At 48.5% G+C, this 20,307-nt stretch carries 19 protein-coding genes and 1 rRNA gene; 19 read left to right on the top strand and 1 reads right to left on the bottom strand.

The window, feature by feature from the left end; genetic code table 11:
• The first annotated feature begins 29 nt into the window (after window positions 1-29).
• From nadB to F4V51_RS00390, 17 genes are all read left to right on the top strand, one after another.
• Window positions 30-1,649, top strand: coding sequence for an L-aspartate oxidase (gene nadB / locus F4V51_RS00310; protein ID WP_153976437.1), 1,620 nt, complete (start codon window positions 30-32; stop codon window positions 1,647-1,649).
• Complete coding sequence (gene nadC, locus F4V51_RS00315) at window positions 1,646-2,512, top strand: carboxylating nicotinate-nucleotide diphosphorylase (RefSeq protein WP_153976438.1); 867 nt, start codon at window positions 1,646-1,648, stop codon at window positions 2,510-2,512. The genes nadB and nadC overlap by 4 nt, the downstream gene beginning before the upstream one ends.
• Window positions 2,513-2,518: 6 nt before the next feature.
• Window positions 2,519-3,289, top strand: coding sequence for a type III pantothenate kinase (locus tag F4V51_RS00320; protein WP_153976439.1), 771 nt, complete (start codon window positions 2,519-2,521; stop codon window positions 3,287-3,289).
• Window positions 3,290-3,446: 157 nt separating this feature from the next.
• Entirely contained in the window at window positions 3,447-4,334 is an 888-nt protein-coding gene (gene hslO, locus F4V51_RS00325; protein ID WP_153976440.1) for an Hsp33 family molecular chaperone HslO, read from the top strand.
• A gap of 23 nt (window positions 4,335-4,357) precedes the next feature.
• On the top strand, window positions 4,358-5,308 hold the full coding sequence (locus F4V51_RS00330; RefSeq protein WP_153976441.1) for a peptidyl-prolyl cis-trans isomerase: 951 nt from the start codon (window positions 4,358-4,360) through the stop codon (window positions 5,306-5,308).
• Between the two features lie 350 nt (window positions 5,309-5,658).
• Window positions 5,659-6,597, top strand: a complete 939-nt coding sequence (gene cysK, locus F4V51_RS00335; RefSeq protein ID WP_127540883.1) for a cysteine synthase A — start codon at window positions 5,659-5,661, stop codon at window positions 6,595-6,597.
• Window positions 6,598-6,737: 140 nt separating this feature from the next.
• Window positions 6,738-8,360, top strand: a complete 1,623-nt coding sequence (locus F4V51_RS00340; RefSeq protein WP_153976442.1) for an anthranilate synthase component I family protein — start codon at window positions 6,738-6,740, stop codon at window positions 8,358-8,360.
• Window positions 8,357-8,932: an aminodeoxychorismate/anthranilate synthase component II gene (gene pabA, locus F4V51_RS00345; protein ID WP_153976443.1), complete on the top strand. Its 576-nt coding sequence runs from the start codon at window positions 8,357-8,359 to the stop codon at window positions 8,930-8,932. Before F4V51_RS00340 ends, pabA begins: the two co-directional genes overlap by 4 nt.
• A gap of 2 nt (window positions 8,933-8,934) precedes the next feature.
• Complete coding sequence (locus tag F4V51_RS00350) at window positions 8,935-9,819, top strand: aminotransferase class IV (RefSeq protein WP_153976444.1); 885 nt, start codon at window positions 8,935-8,937, stop codon at window positions 9,817-9,819.
• Window positions 9,816-10,679, top strand: coding sequence for a dihydropteroate synthase (gene folP / locus F4V51_RS00355; RefSeq protein ID WP_153976445.1), 864 nt, complete (start codon window positions 9,816-9,818; stop codon window positions 10,677-10,679). Before F4V51_RS00350 ends, folP begins: the two co-directional genes overlap by 4 nt.
• Before the next feature lie 104 nt (window positions 10,680-10,783).
• The gene (gene folB / locus F4V51_RS00360) at window positions 10,784-11,146 is read left to right on the top strand and encodes a dihydroneopterin aldolase (protein ID WP_095362233.1); all 363 of its coding nucleotides are present in this window, start codon (window positions 10,784-10,786) and stop codon (window positions 11,144-11,146) included.
• 9 nt (window positions 11,147-11,155) lie between these two features.
• A complete protein-coding gene (gene folK, locus F4V51_RS00365) occupies window positions 11,156-11,704 on the top strand; it encodes a 2-amino-4-hydroxy-6-hydroxymethyldihydropteridine diphosphokinase (RefSeq protein WP_153976446.1) in 549 nt (182 codons plus the stop codon).
• Window positions 11,656-11,859, top strand: a complete 204-nt coding sequence (locus F4V51_RS00370; protein ID WP_095293384.1) for a helix-turn-helix domain-containing protein — start codon at window positions 11,656-11,658, stop codon at window positions 11,857-11,859. The genes folK and F4V51_RS00370 overlap by 49 nt, the downstream gene beginning before the upstream one ends.
• Window positions 11,860-11,998: 139 nt before the next feature.
• Window positions 11,999-13,018, top strand: coding sequence for a tRNA dihydrouridine synthase DusB (gene dusB, locus F4V51_RS00375; RefSeq protein ID WP_110756297.1), 1,020 nt, complete (start codon window positions 11,999-12,001; stop codon window positions 13,016-13,018).
• A 244-nt stretch (window positions 13,019-13,262) separates the two neighbouring features.
• A complete protein-coding gene (greA, locus tag F4V51_RS00380) occupies window positions 13,263-13,742 on the top strand; it encodes a transcription elongation factor GreA (protein ID WP_095293395.1) in 480 nt (159 codons plus the stop codon).
• 124 nt (window positions 13,743-13,866) lie between these two features.
• Entirely contained in the window at window positions 13,867-15,378 is a 1,512-nt protein-coding gene (gene lysS, locus F4V51_RS00385; RefSeq protein ID WP_153976447.1) for a lysine--tRNA ligase, read from the top strand.
• A gap of 158 nt (window positions 15,379-15,536) precedes the next feature.
• Window positions 15,537-16,874: a TrkH family potassium uptake protein gene (locus F4V51_RS00390; protein ID WP_153976448.1), complete on the top strand. Its 1,338-nt coding sequence runs from the start codon at window positions 15,537-15,539 to the stop codon at window positions 16,872-16,874.
• Window positions 16,875-17,024: 150 nt separating this feature from the next.
• On the opposite strand, the gene F4V51_RS00395 is transcribed toward F4V51_RS00390, so the two are convergent.
• Window positions 17,025-17,624 (bottom strand): TetR/AcrR family transcriptional regulator, encoded by a 600-nt coding sequence (locus F4V51_RS00395; RefSeq protein ID WP_153976449.1) that lies wholly within the window; start codon window positions 17,622-17,624, stop codon window positions 17,025-17,027.
• Window positions 17,625-17,821: 197 nt separating this feature from the next.
• Between F4V51_RS00395 and F4V51_RS00400 the strand changes: the two genes are divergently transcribed.
• Window positions 17,822-18,259: a 2TM domain-containing protein gene (locus F4V51_RS00400; protein ID WP_323131796.1), complete on the top strand. Its 438-nt coding sequence runs from the start codon at window positions 17,822-17,824 to the stop codon at window positions 18,257-18,259.
• Window positions 18,260-18,730: 471 nt separating this feature from the next.
• A 16S ribosomal RNA gene (locus tag F4V51_RS00405) occupies window positions 18,731-20,282 on the top strand.
• The last annotated feature ends 25 nt before the right edge of the window (window positions 20,283-20,307 follow it).

Raw genomic sequence — 20,307 nt, forward strand, 5'->3', positions numbered from 1 at the left:
CTACTCTTGCTCCGAGACAGGTGAATAGGATGATACCGCAATATATAGTGGATTTTGATCTGTCCCAGCTGCCCATTGTGGAGACGGATGTACTAGTTATTGGTTCTGGCATTGCCGGATTATATACAGCCATCAGGGCAAGCAAACATAATCAGGTATTGATGATTACAAAGAAGTCGTTACTGGAGAGCAATACCCGCTATGCCCAAGGAGGCATCGCTGCGGTAATCGCTGAAGATGATTCCCCTGCATACCATCTGCAGGATACACTTGTGGCTGGAGCGGGCCTGTGTCGCCGCGAGGCCGTGGAAGCATTGGTAAACGAAGGCCCGGATGGAGTACAGGAACTAATCCGTCTGGGCACATTGTTTGATGTGGAGAACGGCGAGCTGGCGTTGACGCAGGAGGGTGCGCACAGTCACCGCCGTATTTTGCATGCAAATGGTGATGCGACTGGATACGAGATCGTGAGGGCTCTTGCAGCTCAGGCAAGTGCACATTCAGGTATTGAAGTCTGGGATGAGCATTTTGTCATTGATTTGATCACGGATCATGGAGAATGTGTAGGGGCATTGGTTCAGAAGTCGGACGGTACCAAGGTGTTTGTAAAAGCGCATGCTACGGTGCTCTGCTCCGGTGGGGCGGGGCAATTGTACCGCTATACAACCAACCCGGAGGTTGCCACAGCTGACGGTGTTGCCATGGCATATCGTGCAGGTGCAGTCATTCGGGACATGGAGTTCATCCAATTCCACCCTACATCCCTATGTTATCCGGGTGCTCCTCGTTTCTTGGTTTCTGAAGCGGTACGGGGCGAAGGAGCGTTTCTGCGAAATATCAAAGGTGAGCGTTTTATGGAACGTTATCATCCACAGCTTGAACTCGCTCCGCGCGATATTGTTGCACGAGCGATTGTTAGTGAGATGGAGACGACGAACAGCACATTTGTGTATCTGGATATTACTCATGAATCGGCTGAGTTAATCAAGCACCGATTCCCTACCATATATGAGACATGTATGCGGTACGGACTGGATATGACCACAGACTGGATTCCGGTTGCTCCTGCAGCACACTATATGATGGGTGGCGTCAAAACGGATCTGAACGGGGAGAGCAGCATTGGAAGGTTGTTTGCTTGTGGTGAAGTTTCCTCAACGGGAGTCCACGGAGCCAATCGTCTGGCGAGTAACTCATTGTCTGAAGCCATTGTATTTGGGCACAGAATTGTTGAACGCATTCAAACACTGCCACCGCTAAATTCAATACAAATTGAAACCCCTTCGCCGCTTAGTGTCGGGAATAGAACATGGGAAGAGCAGCAGCCAATTTCGGAACGGCGTTTGCGTTTGCAGAAGATGATGGTCCGTCAGGTGGGTCTGAGACGTAACGGTGCCGGTTTACAGGGGGCCTTAGATAAACTGGAGAGTGAAATGGACATCTTCAATTATCTGCTGACACATAAGGAAGAGATGGAATACGCCAACCTTTTGACGTGTGCCTGGCTGGTCACCAGTGGAGCATTACATCGTCAGGAGAGTCGGGGAGCACATTACCGTGAGGATTTCCCGCTTCGTGATGATGCGACTTGGCAAAAGCATAGTTTGCAGCAAAGAGAACAAGCGATTGTGGAGGAATTGATGTCATGATACTGAACGGATATAATGAAGGACTCATCGAATCCATCAAAAACTGGCTTCGCGAGGATGTGGGGGCAGGGGATGTCACTACGAGTGTGACAATTCCGGCAGGCCATCAATCCAAGGCAGTTATTCACGCCAAAGACCACGGGGTCATCGCAGGCATATCGGTAGCTGAACTGGTATTTCAGGTAGTAGACCCATCGCTCGTATTTAGAGCGATGGTACAAGATGGAGATGAGGTTACTCGGGGAATAACGCTGGCAGAAGTGGAAGGAAGCACCCACAGTCTGCTTACAGGTGAGCGTCTGGCGCTAAACCTGCTGCAGCGCATGTCGGGAATTGCAACGCGCACACGTTCATATGTTGATGCATTAGAGGGCCTCTCTACACGATTGGTGGATACACGCAAAACAACCCCTGGACACCGCATGCTTGAGAAATATGCAGTACGGATCGGTGGAGGGGCGAATCACCGGTTTGGATTGTACGATGCGGTTATGATTAAGGATAACCACATCAAAGGGGCAGGCGGCATCACAGAAGCCGTGAAGCGGGCAAGAACTGTCATTCCTCATACGATGACTATTGAGGTGGAGACTGAGAATCTGACACAGGTGAATGAAGCCTTGCAGGCAGGTGCGGATATCATTATGCTGGACAATATGCATCCGGATCAGATGCGTGAGGCGGTTACGATTATTCGTAAACAGGCTCCGCATGTGAAGGTGGAGGCATCAGGCAATGTTTCTCTGGATACCATCCGTGGAATTGCCGAGAGTGGTGTGGATGTAATTTCGGTTGGAAGGTTAACCTATTCTTTCGAGAGCCTTGATATCAGCCTAGATTTAAACGAAAAGAAAGAGGGGTGAACCTCTTTGATTCTTGTTGTAGACGTGGGCAACAGTAATATTGTACTCGGCGTGTACCAAGGCCGGTCGTTGCTCCACCATTTTCGTCTGAGCACATCCCGTCAGTCCACAGTGGATGAATACGGCGTATTGATTTATAATCTATTTCATATGTCGGATATATCAACACGCGACATTGAAGGAGTCATCATCTCATCGGTGGTTCCTCCGCTTGTGCATGTGATGGAAACGATGTGTGAAAAATATGTTGGCAAAAAGCCAATGATTGTGGGGCCTGGGATCAAAACAGGCCTAAACCTAAGGTACGAGAACCCGCGTGAGGTAGGCGCAGATCGCATTGTGAATGCAGTGGCAGCTGTTGAGAAATACGGTGGTCCACTTGTGGTTGTTGATTTTGGTACTGCGACGACCTTCGACTGCATTGATGAGAAGGGCAACTACCTTGGGGGAGCCATCGTACCGGGCATTCATATTGCCACTGAAGCTCTCTATGAGCGGGCATCCAAGCTGCCTCGCATCGAATTGGAGAAGCCCAAGAAGGTTATAGGACGCAATACGGTGCATGCCATGCAGGCTGGTATCATATACGGCTATGCTGGACAGGTCGACGGAATTGTTGATCGCATTCGTACAGAGATGGGTGTGCAGCCCAAAGTTATTGCAACCGGGGGGCTTGCACCACTGATTGCAGAGGAAACACGCAGCATCGAGGAAGTTGATCCGCTGCTTACGCTGGAAGGGCTGCGTATCATTTATGAGCGGAACCGGGAAAGGTAAGGAAAGAGACGGCATGCAGCGGGCTGATTTTACAGTCTTACGTATTGTGCCGTTTTTTCTGTAAATTGAACGGATTTATAAGTTGAACAATATCACATTCAATTTATTTATCGTGTATCAGAGATACTATAGTATACGCCAAAGGAGGCTGAATGACTTGGAAAACAACAAACAGGACCGCTTGATTCGCGGTACAGCAATGGAAGGACGGGTTAGAGCCTTTGCTGTCCAAACAACAGAGTTGGTTGAGGAATTGCGCAGAAGACATGATACGTTTCCCACGGCTACAGCTGCCATGGGGCGTACGGTAACCACTGCAGCCATCATGGGTGCAATGCTTAAAGGTGAAGAGAAGCTGACCATTCAGGTCAAGGGAGACGGTCCCATTGGACAGATTGTTGCCGATGCGAATGCCAAAGGGGAAGTTCGTGGCTATGTGACGAATCCGCATGTGCATTTACCAAGCAACAGTATGGGTAAGCTTGATGTTAGAGGAGTTGTGGGCACAGAAGGCTTCGTGAATGTAACGAAGGACCTTGGCCTGAAGGAACCTTATCGTGGCAGTGTACCAATTGTTTCGGGAGAGCTGGGCGAAGACTTCACATACTATTTTGCCAAATCAGAGCAGACACCTTCTGCTGTAGGCGTTGGTGTACTTGTAGATACCGACAATTCGGTCATTGTATCCGGCGGATTCATTATACAGCTGCTGCCAGGGCTGACCGACGATGAAATCACCGTAATTGAAAATGCGATCAGCACGTTGCCTGCGGTAACAACGCTGCTTGAGCAAGGGCTTGAACTGGAAGAATTGCTGAAGCGTGTACTGCCGGATGTACAGGTTATGGATGGAATGGACATTCATTTCCGCTGTGAATGTTCCCGGGAAAGGGTCGAAAAAACATTGATCAGTCTGGGTCAGCACGAAATGGAACAGCTAATCGAAGAAGAAGGCAAAGCAGAAGTGGTGTGCCAGTTCTGCAATGAAGCTTATGATTTCAATAAAGAACAACTCGAGACCATTCTAGAGCAAGCCAAGAACTGATATAAGCGGGGACGGGACGCGGAATGACGAGACAGGAAAAGGGGCTGTGGACGGCTGTAATTGTCCTGACGCTCGGCATGCTGGTGATGGGGACGGTAATGGTGGTTCAGGGTATCAGGCCTGGTCGGGATGATGCTGATGCATCTCATGAAACAGGTCAGGAGGAAGGAAGCGCCATTGCCACAATCAACGGAGAGGTCATTACGGACAAGGAATGGACCGATGCGCTGAAACGGCGTTATGGGAGCGATATGCTGCTTCAGATGCTGAACCGCAAAGCGGTTTATGCGGAGGCAGTTGATCGGGATCTGACAGTCACCCCGGAGGAAATAGCGAAGGAACTGTCTGTTGCGATGGATGGCTATGATTCGGAGCAGGCATACTTTGACGAGATGAAGTCCCAGCTTGGCCTGACGAGACAAGAGCTTGAGCTGGAAGCTGGTTATCGACTTTTGTTGGAGAAAATCGCAACGAGCGGCATTCAGGTCAAGGATGCAGACATTGAGCATTATTGGGACGAGCATCGCGAGGACTTCATCTCTCCCGAGAAATACGATCTGTCCATGATTATGGTGGAAAATGAAGAGCAAGCCGATTCGTTACTGGATGATTTGGAGCAGGGTGCAGACTTCGAAGATATGGCAAAAGCTGAATCAACAGACAGCTTCACCCGTGACGCTGGAGGGCGGCTTGGCTGGATTGAACAGAATGATCCGTTTCAGCCGGAAGACGTAATGGATCTGGCTGAACAATTGGATGTTGGTGATATTGCTGGGCCAGTACAGGTCGAAGATGGATATGCCATTATCAAATTAAACGATAAGCAGGATGCCCAGGTTCAATCCGCAGAAGAGGTGCGCGAAGATATCCGGATGCAGCTGGCTCTGAGCCAGGCTGATCCACTTCCCCAGGTGGAAGAGAGGCTGCGCAACAAATATGAAGCCGTGATTATCGCCGAAATTCCTGCTTCCTGATTTTTACTGATTAATGGATGGGTTGTTTGGAATGCTACACCGTGATAAAAATACTCTGTCTACAGGCTTAGGGCCCAGGACAGAGTATTTTTTTGAGTACTCATATTGACAATGGCGTGCAACGTTGATAAGATAAAAATAATAAATACCTACTCGTTTACTCGGATTAAAAGCAATGTTTAACCCTAAGAAACCTTCGGAAACCTCAGATCCATTCCATGGATATGCATTTGGGCCAGATGGAGTAAAGGATTTCCGCAGTTCTTCTATAACATCAAGAGGCTGCTCCGGCCGCGCAATATAAGCAACAGGACTTAAGTATTATTCATCCCACTAAGGAGGGCATTCATATGGCTAAAGTTGTTAATAACGTAACAGAACTCATCGGAGGTACTCCGCTTGTTCGTCTCAACCGTATCGTACCTGAAGGCAGTGCTGAAGTATTCGTGAAACTTGAGTATCAGAATCCAGGTTCGAGCGTTAAGGACCGTATTGCGATCAGCATCGTAGAAGAAGCGGAAAAAGAAGGCAAGCTGAAACCAGGTGATACCATCATTGAAGCAACTAGCGGTAACACAGGAATCGGTCTTGCAATGGTAGCTGCAGCCAAAGGCTACAAGTCTGTCATTGTTATGCCTGAAACGATGAGCTTGGAGCGTCGTAACTTGCTTCGTGCCTATGGTTCTGAGCTGGTGCTCACGCCAGGATCCGAGGGAATGAACGGTGCTGTCAAAAAAGCAGAAGAATTGCTTAAGGAAAACCCATCTTACTTCATGGCTGAGCAATTTAAGAATAAAGCAAACGTAAAAATTCACCGTGAAACTACAGGTCCGGAGATCGTTGAAGCGATTCAATCGGTTGGTGGTACATTGGATGCCTTTGTTGCAGGGATCGGTACTGGCGGAACAATTACAGGTACAGGCGAAGTATTGAAAGAAGCCTTCCCTTCAATTAAAATTGTTGCTGTAGAGCCAGCTGCGTCTCCAATTTTGGCAGGCGGCAAGCCGGGTCCTCACAAAATTCAAGGAATCGGTGCGAACTTCATTCCTGAGATTCTGGATCAGGAGATCTATGACGAGATCATTCACATTGAGAATGATGATGCGTTCGAAACGGCTCGTCAAGTTGCGAAGGAAGAGGGCATTCTGTCCGGTATTTCTTCCGGTGCAGCGATTCGTGCAGGTCTGCAAGTAGCCAAACAGCTGGGTGCAGGTAAACGTGTTGTGGTTATCGTGCCAAGTAACGGAGAGCGTTACCTCAGCACACCACTATACAACTTCGAAGCTTAAGTGTAAGCATAATGATATCGATCCTCCGTACCCACATGCCGGGTATGGGGGATTTTTTGCTGAATGCTTTTAAAAGATGCGGCGCTTTAGTATACTATCAGACAATAGAACTAGCGACAGATGGAGGGCGGCTAACCGCAATGACACACCTGATGACAACATACGCCGACTGGACAGATTGGGCCAGACAAGGATGGACCATGATGCCGTACATAATCAAGTCGGATGAGGGACCGGTTCATGGCGGTTTACCGTTAACATGGGAAGCAGCCTGGCACCAGGCTTCGCCCTATTCCATGGTGCTGGAGAACGGGAAGGGCGGAAGATATACATTTCTGGGATTGCACCCGGTATCCGTTATTTCAGGCAAGGGACATGAAGCGGTCATCTATGATCTGAAAGAAGGATTAACGTCCACAGATATGGGGAAACCGCTGGACGTGTTAAAAAGGTGGTCAGCTCCGTACAGTGCCCCTAAAGTGAGTAAGGCTCCTGATTTTGGTGGGGGGAGTGCAGGTTACCTCAGCTATGACGTAGCCAGATCATTGGAGAAGCTGCCAACGCTCGCTGAAGACAATCCCGCTTTGCCTGACTACTGGTGGATGCGTTTTGAAGAGCTTTGGGCATATGACCACGAACAAGAGGCATTGTATTGTATGGTCCATCTGCCGCTAAGAGCTGAATCGGACGAGGCACACCTTCAAGTCTTGTATGCAGAAGCTGAAGAGCGAGCTGAAGCCATGCGGCAGCGGTGGCTGCATATTGTGGGCTATGCTCAGGCAGAGGAACAGCAGCAAGCCTTGGAGCATCGCAGCAGGCACATGCAGCTGGCGCAGAAGGAGGAAGACGCGCACAGGGAAACGGAAGGATGGCAGACATCATTTCCCCAACAGGATTTTGAACAGGCTGTACGCACCGTACAGGAATATATCCGGCAGGGTGATGTGTTCCAAGTAAACCTTTCGTTGCGGCAGGAAAAGCAACTCCAATCCACTGCCGAGCATATATACGAATGGCTGCGTCTTGTGAACCCATCGCCGTATATGGGAATGCTTCGCAGTCCGGACTTTCAACTGGTGAGTGGTTCACCGGAGCTTCTTGTCAAAGTGGATAACGGCAAGGTAAGTGCACGCCCGATTGCGGGCACCCGGAGAAGAGGCCGTGACGCAGCCGAGGATGAAGCCATGGCCGCTGAGCTGCTGAACAGTGAGAAGGAACGGGCCGAGCATATTATGCTGGTTGATCTGGAGCGCAATGATATTGGGCGAATTGCAGCCTATGGGTCAGTTCATGTACCCGAACTGATGACCATCGAGAAGTATTCGCATGTGATGCATCTCGTTTCCCAAGTCGAGGGGAGACTTGCCGATGGTCTGTCCGTTTTCGATGTCATAGCAGCCACCTTCCCTGGTGGAACGATTACCGGCGCTCCCAAAGTACGGACCATGGAAATTATTGAGGAACTTGAGCCTGTGCGGAGAGGTCCCTATACAGGATCGATCGGGTGGATGGACTACAGTGGGAATATGGAGCTGAACATCGTCATCCGAACGCTTGCCATCAAGGATGGAGTGGGCTATGTTCAAGCAGGCGCAGGCATTGTTATTGACTCCGACCCGTATCGGGAATACAAGGAGTGCCGGAATAAGGCAAGAGCCATGATGAGGGCCGTGAACTACAGTGAGCAAGCGGAAACAGTCAAACTAAACGAATTAAAGCAACCGTCATTACATGACGGAAGAAGAGGAGGAACAAGAATATGATACTGGTTATCGACAATTACGACTCCTTCACATATAACCTGGTTCAATATTTGGGTGAGCTGGGAGAGACGGTGGAGGTTCGCCGGAATGATGAGATTGATCTGGCAGGCATTGAGGCACTCGCACCTGATCATATTTTGATCTCTCCTGGACCTTGTACGCCGAATGAAGCAGGCATCAGTCTGGATGTCATCGATCATTTCAAGGGTAGTATTCCGATCTTTGGCGTTTGTCTGGGACACCAAGCCATTGGACAGGCTTTTGGAGGCAACGTTATTCGTGCAGATCGCATGATGCATGGTAAAACCTCGGAAATGCATCATCAAGGAACGTCTGTCTTTGCCGGACTGCCTTCTCCGTTTATAGCAACCCGCTATCACTCCCTTATTGTAGAGCGCAGCAGTTTGCCGGATTGCCTGGAGATCACAGCCGAGACGGCAGAAGGTGAAATTATGGGACTGCGCCATAAGGAATTTGCCATTGAAGGTGTGCAGTTCCATCCTGAATCGATCATCACAGATCATGGGCATCAGATGCTGCGTAACTTTCTGTCCCAGAAGGTGAAGGTATAGGAATGCAGTACGCCGCGATAAACGGAAATGTGGTTCATATGGCGGCAGCCGTGGTTCCGGTAACGGATCACGGCTTTTTGTACGGACTGGGCTTGTTCGAGACTTTTCGGACTTATCAAGGCGTCCCCTTCTTGCTGGAACGCCATCTGGAACGAATGGCTGCAGGTTGTGCAGAGCTTGGAATTCCATTTACTACGACAGTAGAGGAACTGAAGGACTGGATCGATCGTCTGCGGCAGGCAAACGGGCTTCGCGATGCGTACGTGCGATACACGGTTTCAGCAGGTAAAGCTGCACTAGGACTGCCCTCCGGGGATTATGAACACCCCAATCATATTGTATTCGCAAAAGCATTACCTGAGCCCTCCCCATCCTTATACGAGAAGGGCAGAATGCTTCAGTGCTTATCGACGGTTCGCAACACACCTGAAGGCAATATACGCTTCAAATCACTGCATTACATGAACAGCATCCTGGCCAAACGGGAATTGAATGGATACGGTGAGCCTGCTCAAGGAGCGGAAGGCCTGCAGCTGACCCCGGAAGGTTATGTGGCTGAAGGCATTGTCAGCAATGTATTCTGGGTAAGGCAGGGTGTTCTCCATACACCATCCACCGAGACGGGGATTTTGCCAGGAATTACTCGGGCAGCAGTTCTGGAACTTGCTGCTGATATGGGATTAGTCAGTGCCGAGGGCATGTACTCCTGGAATGAGCTGCTGGAAGCAGATGAGATATTCCTGACAGGATCAGTAGCAGAGCTTGTGCCGGTTACAACTTTACGAGGACAGAACGGAAACGAAACGATAATCAGTAACGGACATATTGGCCCGGTTACAGCAGCACTTCTGGGTATGTACCGTCAGAAAGCGGGGTATACTTCATGACACTCACACCAGTCATTTACGAACGGAACTATTCATGGGGGCCAGCTGAACTCAAGCTTGGTACACGAACACAGATCATGGGCATCCTTAACGTTACGCCGGATTCCTTCTCCGATGGAGGACGCTACAATCAGGTAGACCTGGCAGTTGCCCATGCGATACAGATGATGGAGGATGGAGCGGATCTGATTGATATCGGAGGGGAATCGACACGCCCAGGGTCGGAGACCGTCAGTGCCGAGGAAGAGCTCAGCCGAATCATACCTGTGATTGAAGCATTGCAGCTTCAGGCTCCGCATATTCCGATATCCGTAGATACCTATAAGGCGGAAGTTGCAAGGCAGGCTATCCTAGCCGGTGCCCACATCATTAATGATGTATGGGGAGCCAAGGCAGATCCGGATATGGCCCGCACGGCTGCAGATCTGGGATGTCCAATCATTTTGATGCACAATAGACCCGAGCGGGATTACAGAAGTTATCTGGATGATGTGGTTCAAGATTTGCAGGAAAGCATTCAAATTGCCTTGGACGCCGACGTGCATCCGGATCAGATTATTCTCGACCCTGGTATTGGGTTCGTGAAGGATCTGACGGAGAATCTGACTCTGATGTCCTCCCTTGGGCTTCTTAATGAGATGGGGTATCCGGTTCTGCTGGCTACTTCACGCAAGCGATTCATTCAGAACACCCTTCAAGTGCAGGCCAATGACGCAGTAGAAGGGACGGCAGCAACGGTTGCATTCGGCATCGCCCAAGGCTGCCAGATGGTTCGGGTTCATGATGTGAAGCCGATTCGGCGGACGGCGGATATGTGTGATGCTATGTTGTATGCCTCTCCGGGTCTGCGGAGGAAATAACCTGGCGGGTCCGATTGACCCGCTCTAGCAGCGTAGCGTTTTGCACGAGGTAACGAACCAGTAGTAACACACAATCTCAATAATATAGAAGGCGGGCGAATCCTATGGATAGAATGGTACTGCATCGGATGGAATATTACGGATATCATGGTGTTTTTGCAGAAGAGCGGAAGCTCGGACAGCGCTACTACATAGATCTAGAATTGGATATGGATCTTGGAGAAGCCGGGCGTACAGATGATCTGACCAAGACCGTCAATTATGCCGAAATTCATGAACTTGTGAAACATATTGTGGAAAACAAATCATTCCAGTTAATTGAAGCTTTGGGCGAACATATTGCATCTTCGTTACTGGACACTTATACTATTATCAATGCATTGACAGTTAAGGTGACGAAGCCGCATCCGCCGTTTGATATTCATTTTGAGGGCGTAACGGTAGAGCTTCGCCGCACAAGAAAGTGAGAACCGATCATGACTGCACATTCGACCTCTGAATATTCAGAGGCTTATATTGCTTTAGGGGCCAATTTGGGTGACCGGGAACAGACGCTGCTTGAAGCGCTGACGTTACTCGATGCACACCCTGATATAGAGGTCCTTCGTTGTTCATCGCTATATGAGACAGAGCCTGTAGGTTATGTGGATCAGCCCTCGTTTCTGAATATGGCTGCTGCAGTACAGACGCGTCTTACTCCCGAGCAGCTCCTGACCGAATTGCTCGATGTCGAGAATCGGCTTGGGCGAGTCCGCGATATTCGCTGGGGTCCTCGAACAGTAGATCTCGATTTGCTCTGGATGAATGGGCAGAGTCGGGATACCGAAGTGCTTCAATTACCACATCCGCGGATGGGCGAACGGGCATTTGTGCTTGTTCCATTGTCAGATATCGTACCTGAAGGCGAGCTTTCAGGCTTGTATACCTATGTACACTCATCGTTGTCTGTACTGGATGGAAAGGATGGAATACAGCTTTGGAAAACGTGCAACTGGCGAGCCGCATCCGGGCCTTTCGGAAGCTGAAAGGTTTAACACAACAGGAACTTGCAGCTGGTACGGGCATATCGCTTGCGATTCTGGGAACGATTGAACGGGGGAACCGCAAGGTATCCGAACAAGAGCTGGAGCGCATTGCGAGCGTGCTGAACATCAGCGTTGAAGAAATGCAGGGTAAGTAAGGTTCATTCACTATTGTCACTCATGAGTATGTAACGTGTTTTATGAAGACACATATCGTTAATCGTTGATTGTATATAGCACAACATGACCGGGATTCATGTATGAATCTGCGGTATTCAGAAGGAGAGAAACACAGAAATGCTGAAAATCGGTGGCATTGAAATGAAAAATCAGGTCGTACTTGCGCCGATGGCTGGCGTGTGTAATCCGGCTTTTCGCCTGATTGCAAAAGAATTCGGCACAGGGCTTGTCTGTGCGGAAATGGTAAGTGGCAAAGCCATCGTGCATGGCAACAAGCGTACACGTGAGATGCTGTTTGTAGATGAGCGGGAGAAACCGCTGAGCCTGCAGATTTTTGGTGGAGACCGTGAAGCGCTAGTAGAAGCAGCCAAGATTGTAGACAAAGAAACCAACGCGGATATTATCGACATCAACATGGGATGCCCTGTGCCAAAAGTAACGAACTGTGATGCAGGAGCACGCTGGTTGCTTGATCCAAACAAAATCTATGATATGGTATCCGCTGTAGTGGACGCAGTCGAGAAGCCTGTGACCGTCAAGATGCGTATCGGCTGGGATAACGAGCACATTTTCGTCGTTGAAAATGCACTCGCGGTAGAACGCGCTGGAGGTCAGGCGGTAAGTGTACATGGCCGTACACGTGAGCAGCTATATACAGGTACAGCTGACTGGTCCCATATCAAAAATGTAAAAGAAGCAGTCTCCATCCCGGTGATCGGGAACGGAGATGTGTCTTCACCAGAAGATGCGCGTCGCATGCTGGACGAAACGGGCTGTGATGGAGTCATGATCGGCCGAGCTGCACTGGGTAATCCATGGATGCTGTATCGTACTATTCAATACCTGAGTTCCGGGGAATTGCTTCCTGATCCGGGTGCAGAAGAGAAAATCCGCGTTGCCATTCTCCATATGGACCGTCTGATTGCTTTGAAGAATGAGGCTGTAGCGGTCAAGGAGATGCGTAAACATCTGGCTTGGTACCTAAAAGGATTGAAAGGCTCTGCACGCATCAAGGACGTTATTATGGAAGGAACCAAACGTGATCAGATGGTACAGATTCTGGAGAACTTTGTAGGCCAGATTCAAAATGAAGAGCACGTTGATGCGGAATCAGCGGTAGCCGAAAATGCATCCTGATCCTGTCCTGTAAAACGTTTACAAATATAAGGGGCGTAACATTGACTTTTCGAGACCGTTCCCCTATAATTTCACAGTATAAATTCGCCATGTGCGTTATAAGGCTAGTGCATCAGGAGGAACGTTCTGTTTCTCTGGAGAACTTCATATAGTTTTGAAGATATATGCGGTCGGAGCTCTGTATTCAGCATTGGTTCCGTTCCCGTGCAATCAAATTATTCCCATGACAGGAGAATCGGTTGAGATGAGCGATAAGGAAGTTATCCTTACACAAGAGGGACTCAAGAAGCTGGAAGAAGAACTGGAAACACTGAAATCGGTTAAGCGCCGCGAAGTGGCTGAACGGATCAAAGTAGCCATCGGGTATGGCGATATCAGTGAGAACTCCGAATACGAAGACGCGAAGAATGAACAGGCCTTTATTGAAGGTCGTATCATCACTCTGGAGAAAATGCTTCGGAATGCGCGGATCATCAACAGCGATGAAATTGATACCGATGCGGTAAGCGTAGGTGCAACCGTAACTGTAGAAGATCTGGAATTCGGAGACATTACAGAGTACACCATTGTAGGTACCGCGGAATCCAATCCGCTTCAGAACAAAATATCGAACGAAAGCCCGGTTGGAAAGGCCATTTTGGGTAAGAAAAAAGGCACCGTTGTTGACGTAAGCGTACCAGCTGGCGTAATTCAATATAAAATTGTAGATATTAAGAAGCAATAGTTAGTATTGTAATGAAGCAGTCGGGCACGAAGACAAAAGCTTCCTTAGGGAAGCTTTTTTCAACATTTGAGGAAGAATACATCTGAGGATGTCTGCAATGTAAATAAGGAGATGAATATAGATCATGACGGATGAAGTCTTGAATCAGGAAACCGAACTTAGCGAGCTTTTGCAAATTCGCCGCGACAAATTGGACGAGCTCCGCAAATTGGGAATCGACCCTTTTGGCCAAAAATACGTACGTACCGAAGAAGCCGGTTCTATTCTGAAGAAGTATGAAACACTGACCAAGGAAGAGCTGGAAGAGAAGCAGATCGAAGTCAGTATTGCCGGACGGATTATGGCGAAGCGGGGAATGGGTAAGGCAAGCTTTGCGCATATTCAGGACCTGAGCGGCAGAATCCAGATCTATGTTCGTCAGGATACGGTAGCTGAGGACAAGTTTGCGGCTTTCAGCCTGCTGGACCTTGGCGATATTGTTGGAGTTAGCGGTGTAGTCTTCAAGACCAAAACCGGTGAAACGTCGGTTAAAGTAAAGGATTTGGAAGTGCTGTCCAAGTCGCTGTACCCGCTTCCGGATAAATACCATGGTCTGACTGATGTAGAGCTGCGTTATCGTCAGCGCTATGTGGACCTGATCATGAATCCAGAAGTACAGCAGACCTTTGTTACACGTTCCAAAATCATTCAGTCAATGCGTCGCTACTTGGACTCCCTTGGTTATCTTGAAGTGGAAACTCCTACACTGCATAGCATCGCTGGTGGTGCAGCTGCACGTCCGTTCATTACGCATCATAATGCGCTCGACATGGAGCTGTACATGCGTATTGCGATTGAGCTTCACTTGAAACGTCTGATCGTAGGCGGACTCGAAAAAGTGTACGAAATCGGCCGTGTCTATCGGAATGAGGGGATGTCGACTCGTCACAACCCTGAATTCACGATGATTGAGCTGTATGAGGCTTATGCCGACTACAAAGATATCATGCAATTGACCGAAAATCTGGTTGCTCATATTGCGCAGGAAGTGCTTGGAACACAAGTGATCCAATATGCTGACTACCAAGTAGATCTTACTCCGCAATGGCGCCGTGTAACGATGGTAGATGCAGTTAAGGAAGTCGTTGGTGTGGACTTCTCCGTGCAAATGACAGATGAAGAAGCTCACCAGCTGGCCAAAGAGCATAAGGTTCCAGTTGAGCCGCATATGACTTTTGGGCACATTTTGAATGCATTCTTCGAGCAGTTTGTTGAAGAAACGTTGATTCAGCCAACATTTATTATGGGACACCCGGTTGAGATTTCTCCGCTGGCGAAGAAAAGCGATGCAGATCCGCGTTTCACAGACCGCTTCGAGCTGTTTATCGTTGGACGCGAGCACGCGAATGCCTTCACCGAGTTGAATGATCCGATCGATCAGCGTCAACGCTTTGAAGCACAACTGCTGGAGAAAGAACACGGGAATGATGAAGCACATGAAATGGATGATGACTTCATTCGTGCACTCGAATACGGAATGCCGCCAACAGGCGGATTGGGTATCGGGATCGATCGTCTGATCATGTTGTTGACCAACTCACCGTCCATTCGTGACGTACTGCTCTTCCCACACATGCGTCCACGTACGCAAGAATAATAAGGAACGTATTACACGTTCATAATAGAAGAGGAACCTGCCATTCAGTATCATGCTGGGGCAAGTTCCTCTTTAGGTTTACATAGGACGCTTTCCAAGGCTCCTTGATTCGTTTTGATCTGATTACAGATTGTATTATGTTAAAAGAGGTGCCCTTCATGAAATTCAGGCTTCACTTTGCCAAATTTCTGTCACCCCCGCTTATTTTGGTTGGCGGTTTCCTGCTGATTATCTCTATTGGTACCATTCTGCTGATGCTGCCTATTTCAAACCGAAGCGGTGAGCATCTGGCGTTCATTGATGCGTTATTTACGGCTACTTCAGCAGCATGTGTGACCGGACTTGTCGTTGTGGATGTAGGAACGACGTTTAATCTGCTTGGACAGATTGTCATCATGGTACTCATGCAGCTTGGCGGACTCGGCTTCATGACCATTGCAACGCTGTTTGCACTTGTCCTGGGTAAACGGATATCCCTCAAGGACAGACTGCTTCTGAAAGAGGCCATTAATGCAGATAGCATGGAAGGTATTGTGCGGATTATCCGTAAGGTTCTGATCTTTTCCTTTACGATTGAAGGTGTGGCTGCTGTCATCCTGGCTTTACGTTGGGCAGCTGAAATGCCTTTGGGACAAGCGGCCTACTATGGAATATTCCACTCGGTATCCTTGTTTAATAACGGTGGATTTGACCTGTTTGGCAACAGCTTTCAGCATTATACCGGGGACCTGTTGTTTAACCTGACTGCCTCTGTGCTAGTCATATCTGGTGGACTCGGCTTTGTGGTTCTGAATGACCTGTTTGAGTTTCATAAACGCCGCCGTTTATCGCTCCAGTCGAAACTGGTACTTTCCGTGTCTGGTGCGCTGATTGGTATTGGAGCCCTTGTAGTGTTTATCTTTGAATTCACTAATGGACATACACTTGCTTCGCTGACCTGGCCTGAGAAGATCTATGCTTCCATCTTCCAGTCTGTTTCTACGAGATCGTCAGGAACAAGCTCCATTGATATAACGGAGATGAGACAGGCGACCCAGTTTTTCTTCATACTGCTTATGTTTATTGGAGCTTCGCCGGGTTCAACCGGTGGCGGAATTAAGACAACGACGTTCCTGATTATGATTGGAGCAGTATATGCCATGATCCGTGGCAATAAGGATATAGTGTTTTTCCGTTCTCGTGTTCCCAAAGAACTGCTCATGAGGGCATTGACCATCATTATGGTCTCGTTAATCATCTTCATGATTGTGGTCATGCTCCTGCTTACAACGGAAGATGCTCCGTTCCTGCCATTGATGTTTGAAGCAGCTTCCGCAATAGGTACGGTGGGTCTGTCCGTAGGGGTGACTCATGAATTAACGGATATAGGAAAACTGATTATCTGTTTTACAATGTTTGTTGGCCGGATTGGACCATTAACCATTGCGTATGCACTTCGTCCACGCAAAGAGAAAAAGTTGTACCGTCATCCGGAAGGCCGGATTATTATCGGATAGAGAAAAACCGTCAGACAGCGGTCGACCTCCTGCAATCACAGGAAGTGGACTCGAAACGTCTGACGGTTTTTTTGTTTTATCGGCATGTCTTCTGTTGTTCAAGCTTTCGTTAGGTCTAGTTGTGATGAAACAGTACCAAACTTTATTCTTTTACATTTCTGCACGACACAATGCTGCGAGATGTAGAGAAAGAGCATTTTCCATAATTTCAGAGGTCATCTGATCGGGTCTGAGTACGGCGTGAATGGACAGTCCGTCCACCAGGGCATAGAGACGCTCTATCTCAAGTTCTTCATTGAGGTCAGGTCGTGAGAGGTTAAGCTTAACAAGGTGCATAATTACAGTAGCTACAGCTTGTCTGATTTCATCATAAACCTTGTCTGCGAGTGCTTTGAGAGCCGGATCGGTTTTGGACTTGGCAGTAAAAGCAAACCACACCTCCATTTCGGCCATTTTTTCGTCCGTGTTAGGCATGAATTCGAGCAGTAGATGTTTCATATTCTCCATAGGAGAACCGTTGAACGACATCTGCTTAATTCGGTTCGATACCCTTTCGGTTACCAAATTCATAGCATATAGGAGTAATTCGGATTGAGTTGAGAAATAGTGACGCATTGAACCGGCAGATATACCCGCTTCTTCAGCAATATTTCGAACAGATGCTTGCTCCATGCCATCTCTGCGTATAATGCGCCAAGCTGCTTCAGTAACAAGGAGTCGTTGTTTTTCATGATCTACTATTTTAGGCATATGTGAATTATAACACTATTGCTTAATATAATACAAACGTGTTAAATTGTATTTAGCACAGTTGTGTTACAAAGGGAGGGGTTATAGTGATTGCCTATTTTATAATAGGATGTGAAATTGCCTTTTGGATTTTCGTCGCTGCCGGGTTATGTGTAAGATACCTGCTAGGTATGAAACGCCTGGGGGTGGCCTTACTTATGGCGACGCCTATCATAGATTTATTGTTATTAGTGGCTACGGTTGTTGATCTGCAAAGAGGCGCTACGGCAAGTATGGTTCATGGTATTGCTGCCATATATATAGGTGTTAGTATTGCTTTTGGTCATCAGATGATTGCATGGGCAGATCGATACTTTCTATTCTGGTTCAAAGGTGGAGAGAATCCACGGAGCAGGAAAGCATACGGAAGGGAACATGCTAATCAGGAACGGCATGGATGGTTTCGACATCTGGCTGCCTACATCATAGGGAGTTCCTTCTTATTGATTATGATCTGGTGGATTGGTGATCCTGCCCGTACTGAAGCTTTCGTGAACATCGTAAGAGTTTGGGGAGTTATATTGGTCATCGACTTCATAATCAGTTTCAGTTATACCCTATGGCCCAAGAAAGTGCCTGCTAAGAAAATCGAATAGAGAATGATAAGAGAGTTATTCAGGGGTTATATATCAGCAAGTAACTGGCATTTAACTGTTAACACTTTATATAGTCTCCTGAAGCGATTGACCATATAATCAGCGAACCTAATAATTAAACATAACTGATGTTAATGAGGGCAGGATTAGAATATACAATCTTTTTCAAAAAAGTACTTGCATAAAAAATCTGTACATGGTATATTCTAATTCCGGCCAAGAAAACACAAGAAACACGGTGCGGTAAGCTAACTGAAAAGCTTCGAAAGAAACTTGAAAAAAGTGCTTGCTAAATTGGTTCGGATGTGATAAGATATAAAAGTTGCTGAAGAGAACAACACTCGGATGTAAACAACGTTTGATCTTTGAAAACTGAACAACGAGTGAGTAAATGATCTTGCTTGCAAGATCAACAAATGAGATTTTTAATCTCGTCAGATTCAAAATGAGCTAATCGCTCTTTTCAATACTTTATTGGAGAGTTTGATCCTGGCTCAGGACGAACGCTGGCGGCATGCCTAATACATGCAAGTCGAGCGGACTTGATGAGAAGCTTGCTTCTCTGATGGTTAGCGGCGGACGGGTGAGTAACACGTAGGCAACCTGCCCTCAAGCTTGGGACAACTACCGGAAACGGTAGCTAATACCGAATACTTGCTTTCTTCGCCTGAAGGGAGCTGGAAAGACGGAGCAATCTGTCACTTGAGGATGGGCCTGCGGCGCATTAGCTAGTTGGTGAGGTAACGGCTCACCAAGGCGACGATGCGTAGCCGACCTGAGAGGGTGATCGGCCACACTGGGACTGAGACACGGCCCAGACTCCTACGGGAGGCAGCAGTAGGGAATCTTCCGCAATGGGCGAAAGCCTGACGGAGCAATGCCGCGTGAGTGATGAAGGTTTTCGGATCGTAAAGCTCTGTTGCCAGGGAAGAACGTCCTTAAGAGTAACTGCTTAAGGAGTGACGGTACCTGAGAAGAAAGCCCCGGCTAACTACGTGCCAGCAGCCGCGGTAATACGTAGGGGGCAAGCGTTGTCCGGAATTATTGGGCGTAAAGCGCGCGCAGGCGGTCATTTAAGTCTGGTGTTTAATCCCGGGGCTCAACCCCGGATCGCACTGGAAACTGGATGACTTGAGTGCAGAAGAGGAGAGTGGAATTCCACGTGTAGCGGTGAAATGCGTAGAGATGTGGAGGAACACCAGTGGCGAAGGCGACTCTCTGGGCTGTAACTGACGCTGAGGCGCGAAAGCGTGGGGAGCAAACAGGATTAGATACCCTGGTAGTCCACGCTGTAAACGATGAATGCTAGGTGTTAGGGGTTTCGATACCCTTGGTGCCGAAGTTAACACATTAAGCATTCCGCCTGGGGAGTACGGTCGCAAGACTGAAACTCAAAGGAATTGACGGGGACCCGCACAAGCAGTGGAGTATGTGGTTTAATTCGAAGCAACGCGAAGAACCTTACCAGGTCTTGACATCTGAATGACCGGTGCAGAGATGTGCCTTTCCTTCGGGACATTCAAGACAGGTGGTGCATGGTTGTCGTCAGCTCGTGTCGTGAGATGTTGGGTTAAGTCCCGCAACGAGCGCAACCCTTGATCTTAGTTGCCAGCACTTCGGGTGGGCACTCTAAGGTGACTGCCGGTGACAAACCGGAGGAAGGTGGGGATGACGTCAAATCATCATGCCCCTTATGACCTGGGCTACACACGTACTACAATGGCCGGTACAACGGGCTGTGAAGCCGCGAGGTGGAACGAATCCTAAAAAGCCGGTCTCAGTTCGGATTGCAGGCTGCAACTCGCCTGCATGAAGTCGGAATTGCTAGTAATCGCGGATCAGCATGCCGCGGTGAATACGTTCCCGGGTCTTGTACACACCGCCCGTCACACCACGAGAGTTTATAACACCCGAAGTCGGTGGGGTAACCGCAAGGAGCCAGCCGCCGAAGGTGGGATAGATGATTGGGGTGAAGTCGTAACAAGGTAGCCGTATCGGAAGGTGCGGCTGGATCACCTCCTTTCTATGGAGAATCGTTTCCCGTAGCG

This window comes from Paenibacillus xylanilyticus (assembly GCF_009664365.1).
Taxonomy (GTDB): domain Bacteria; phylum Bacillota; class Bacilli; order Paenibacillales; family Paenibacillaceae; genus Paenibacillus; species Paenibacillus xylanilyticus_A.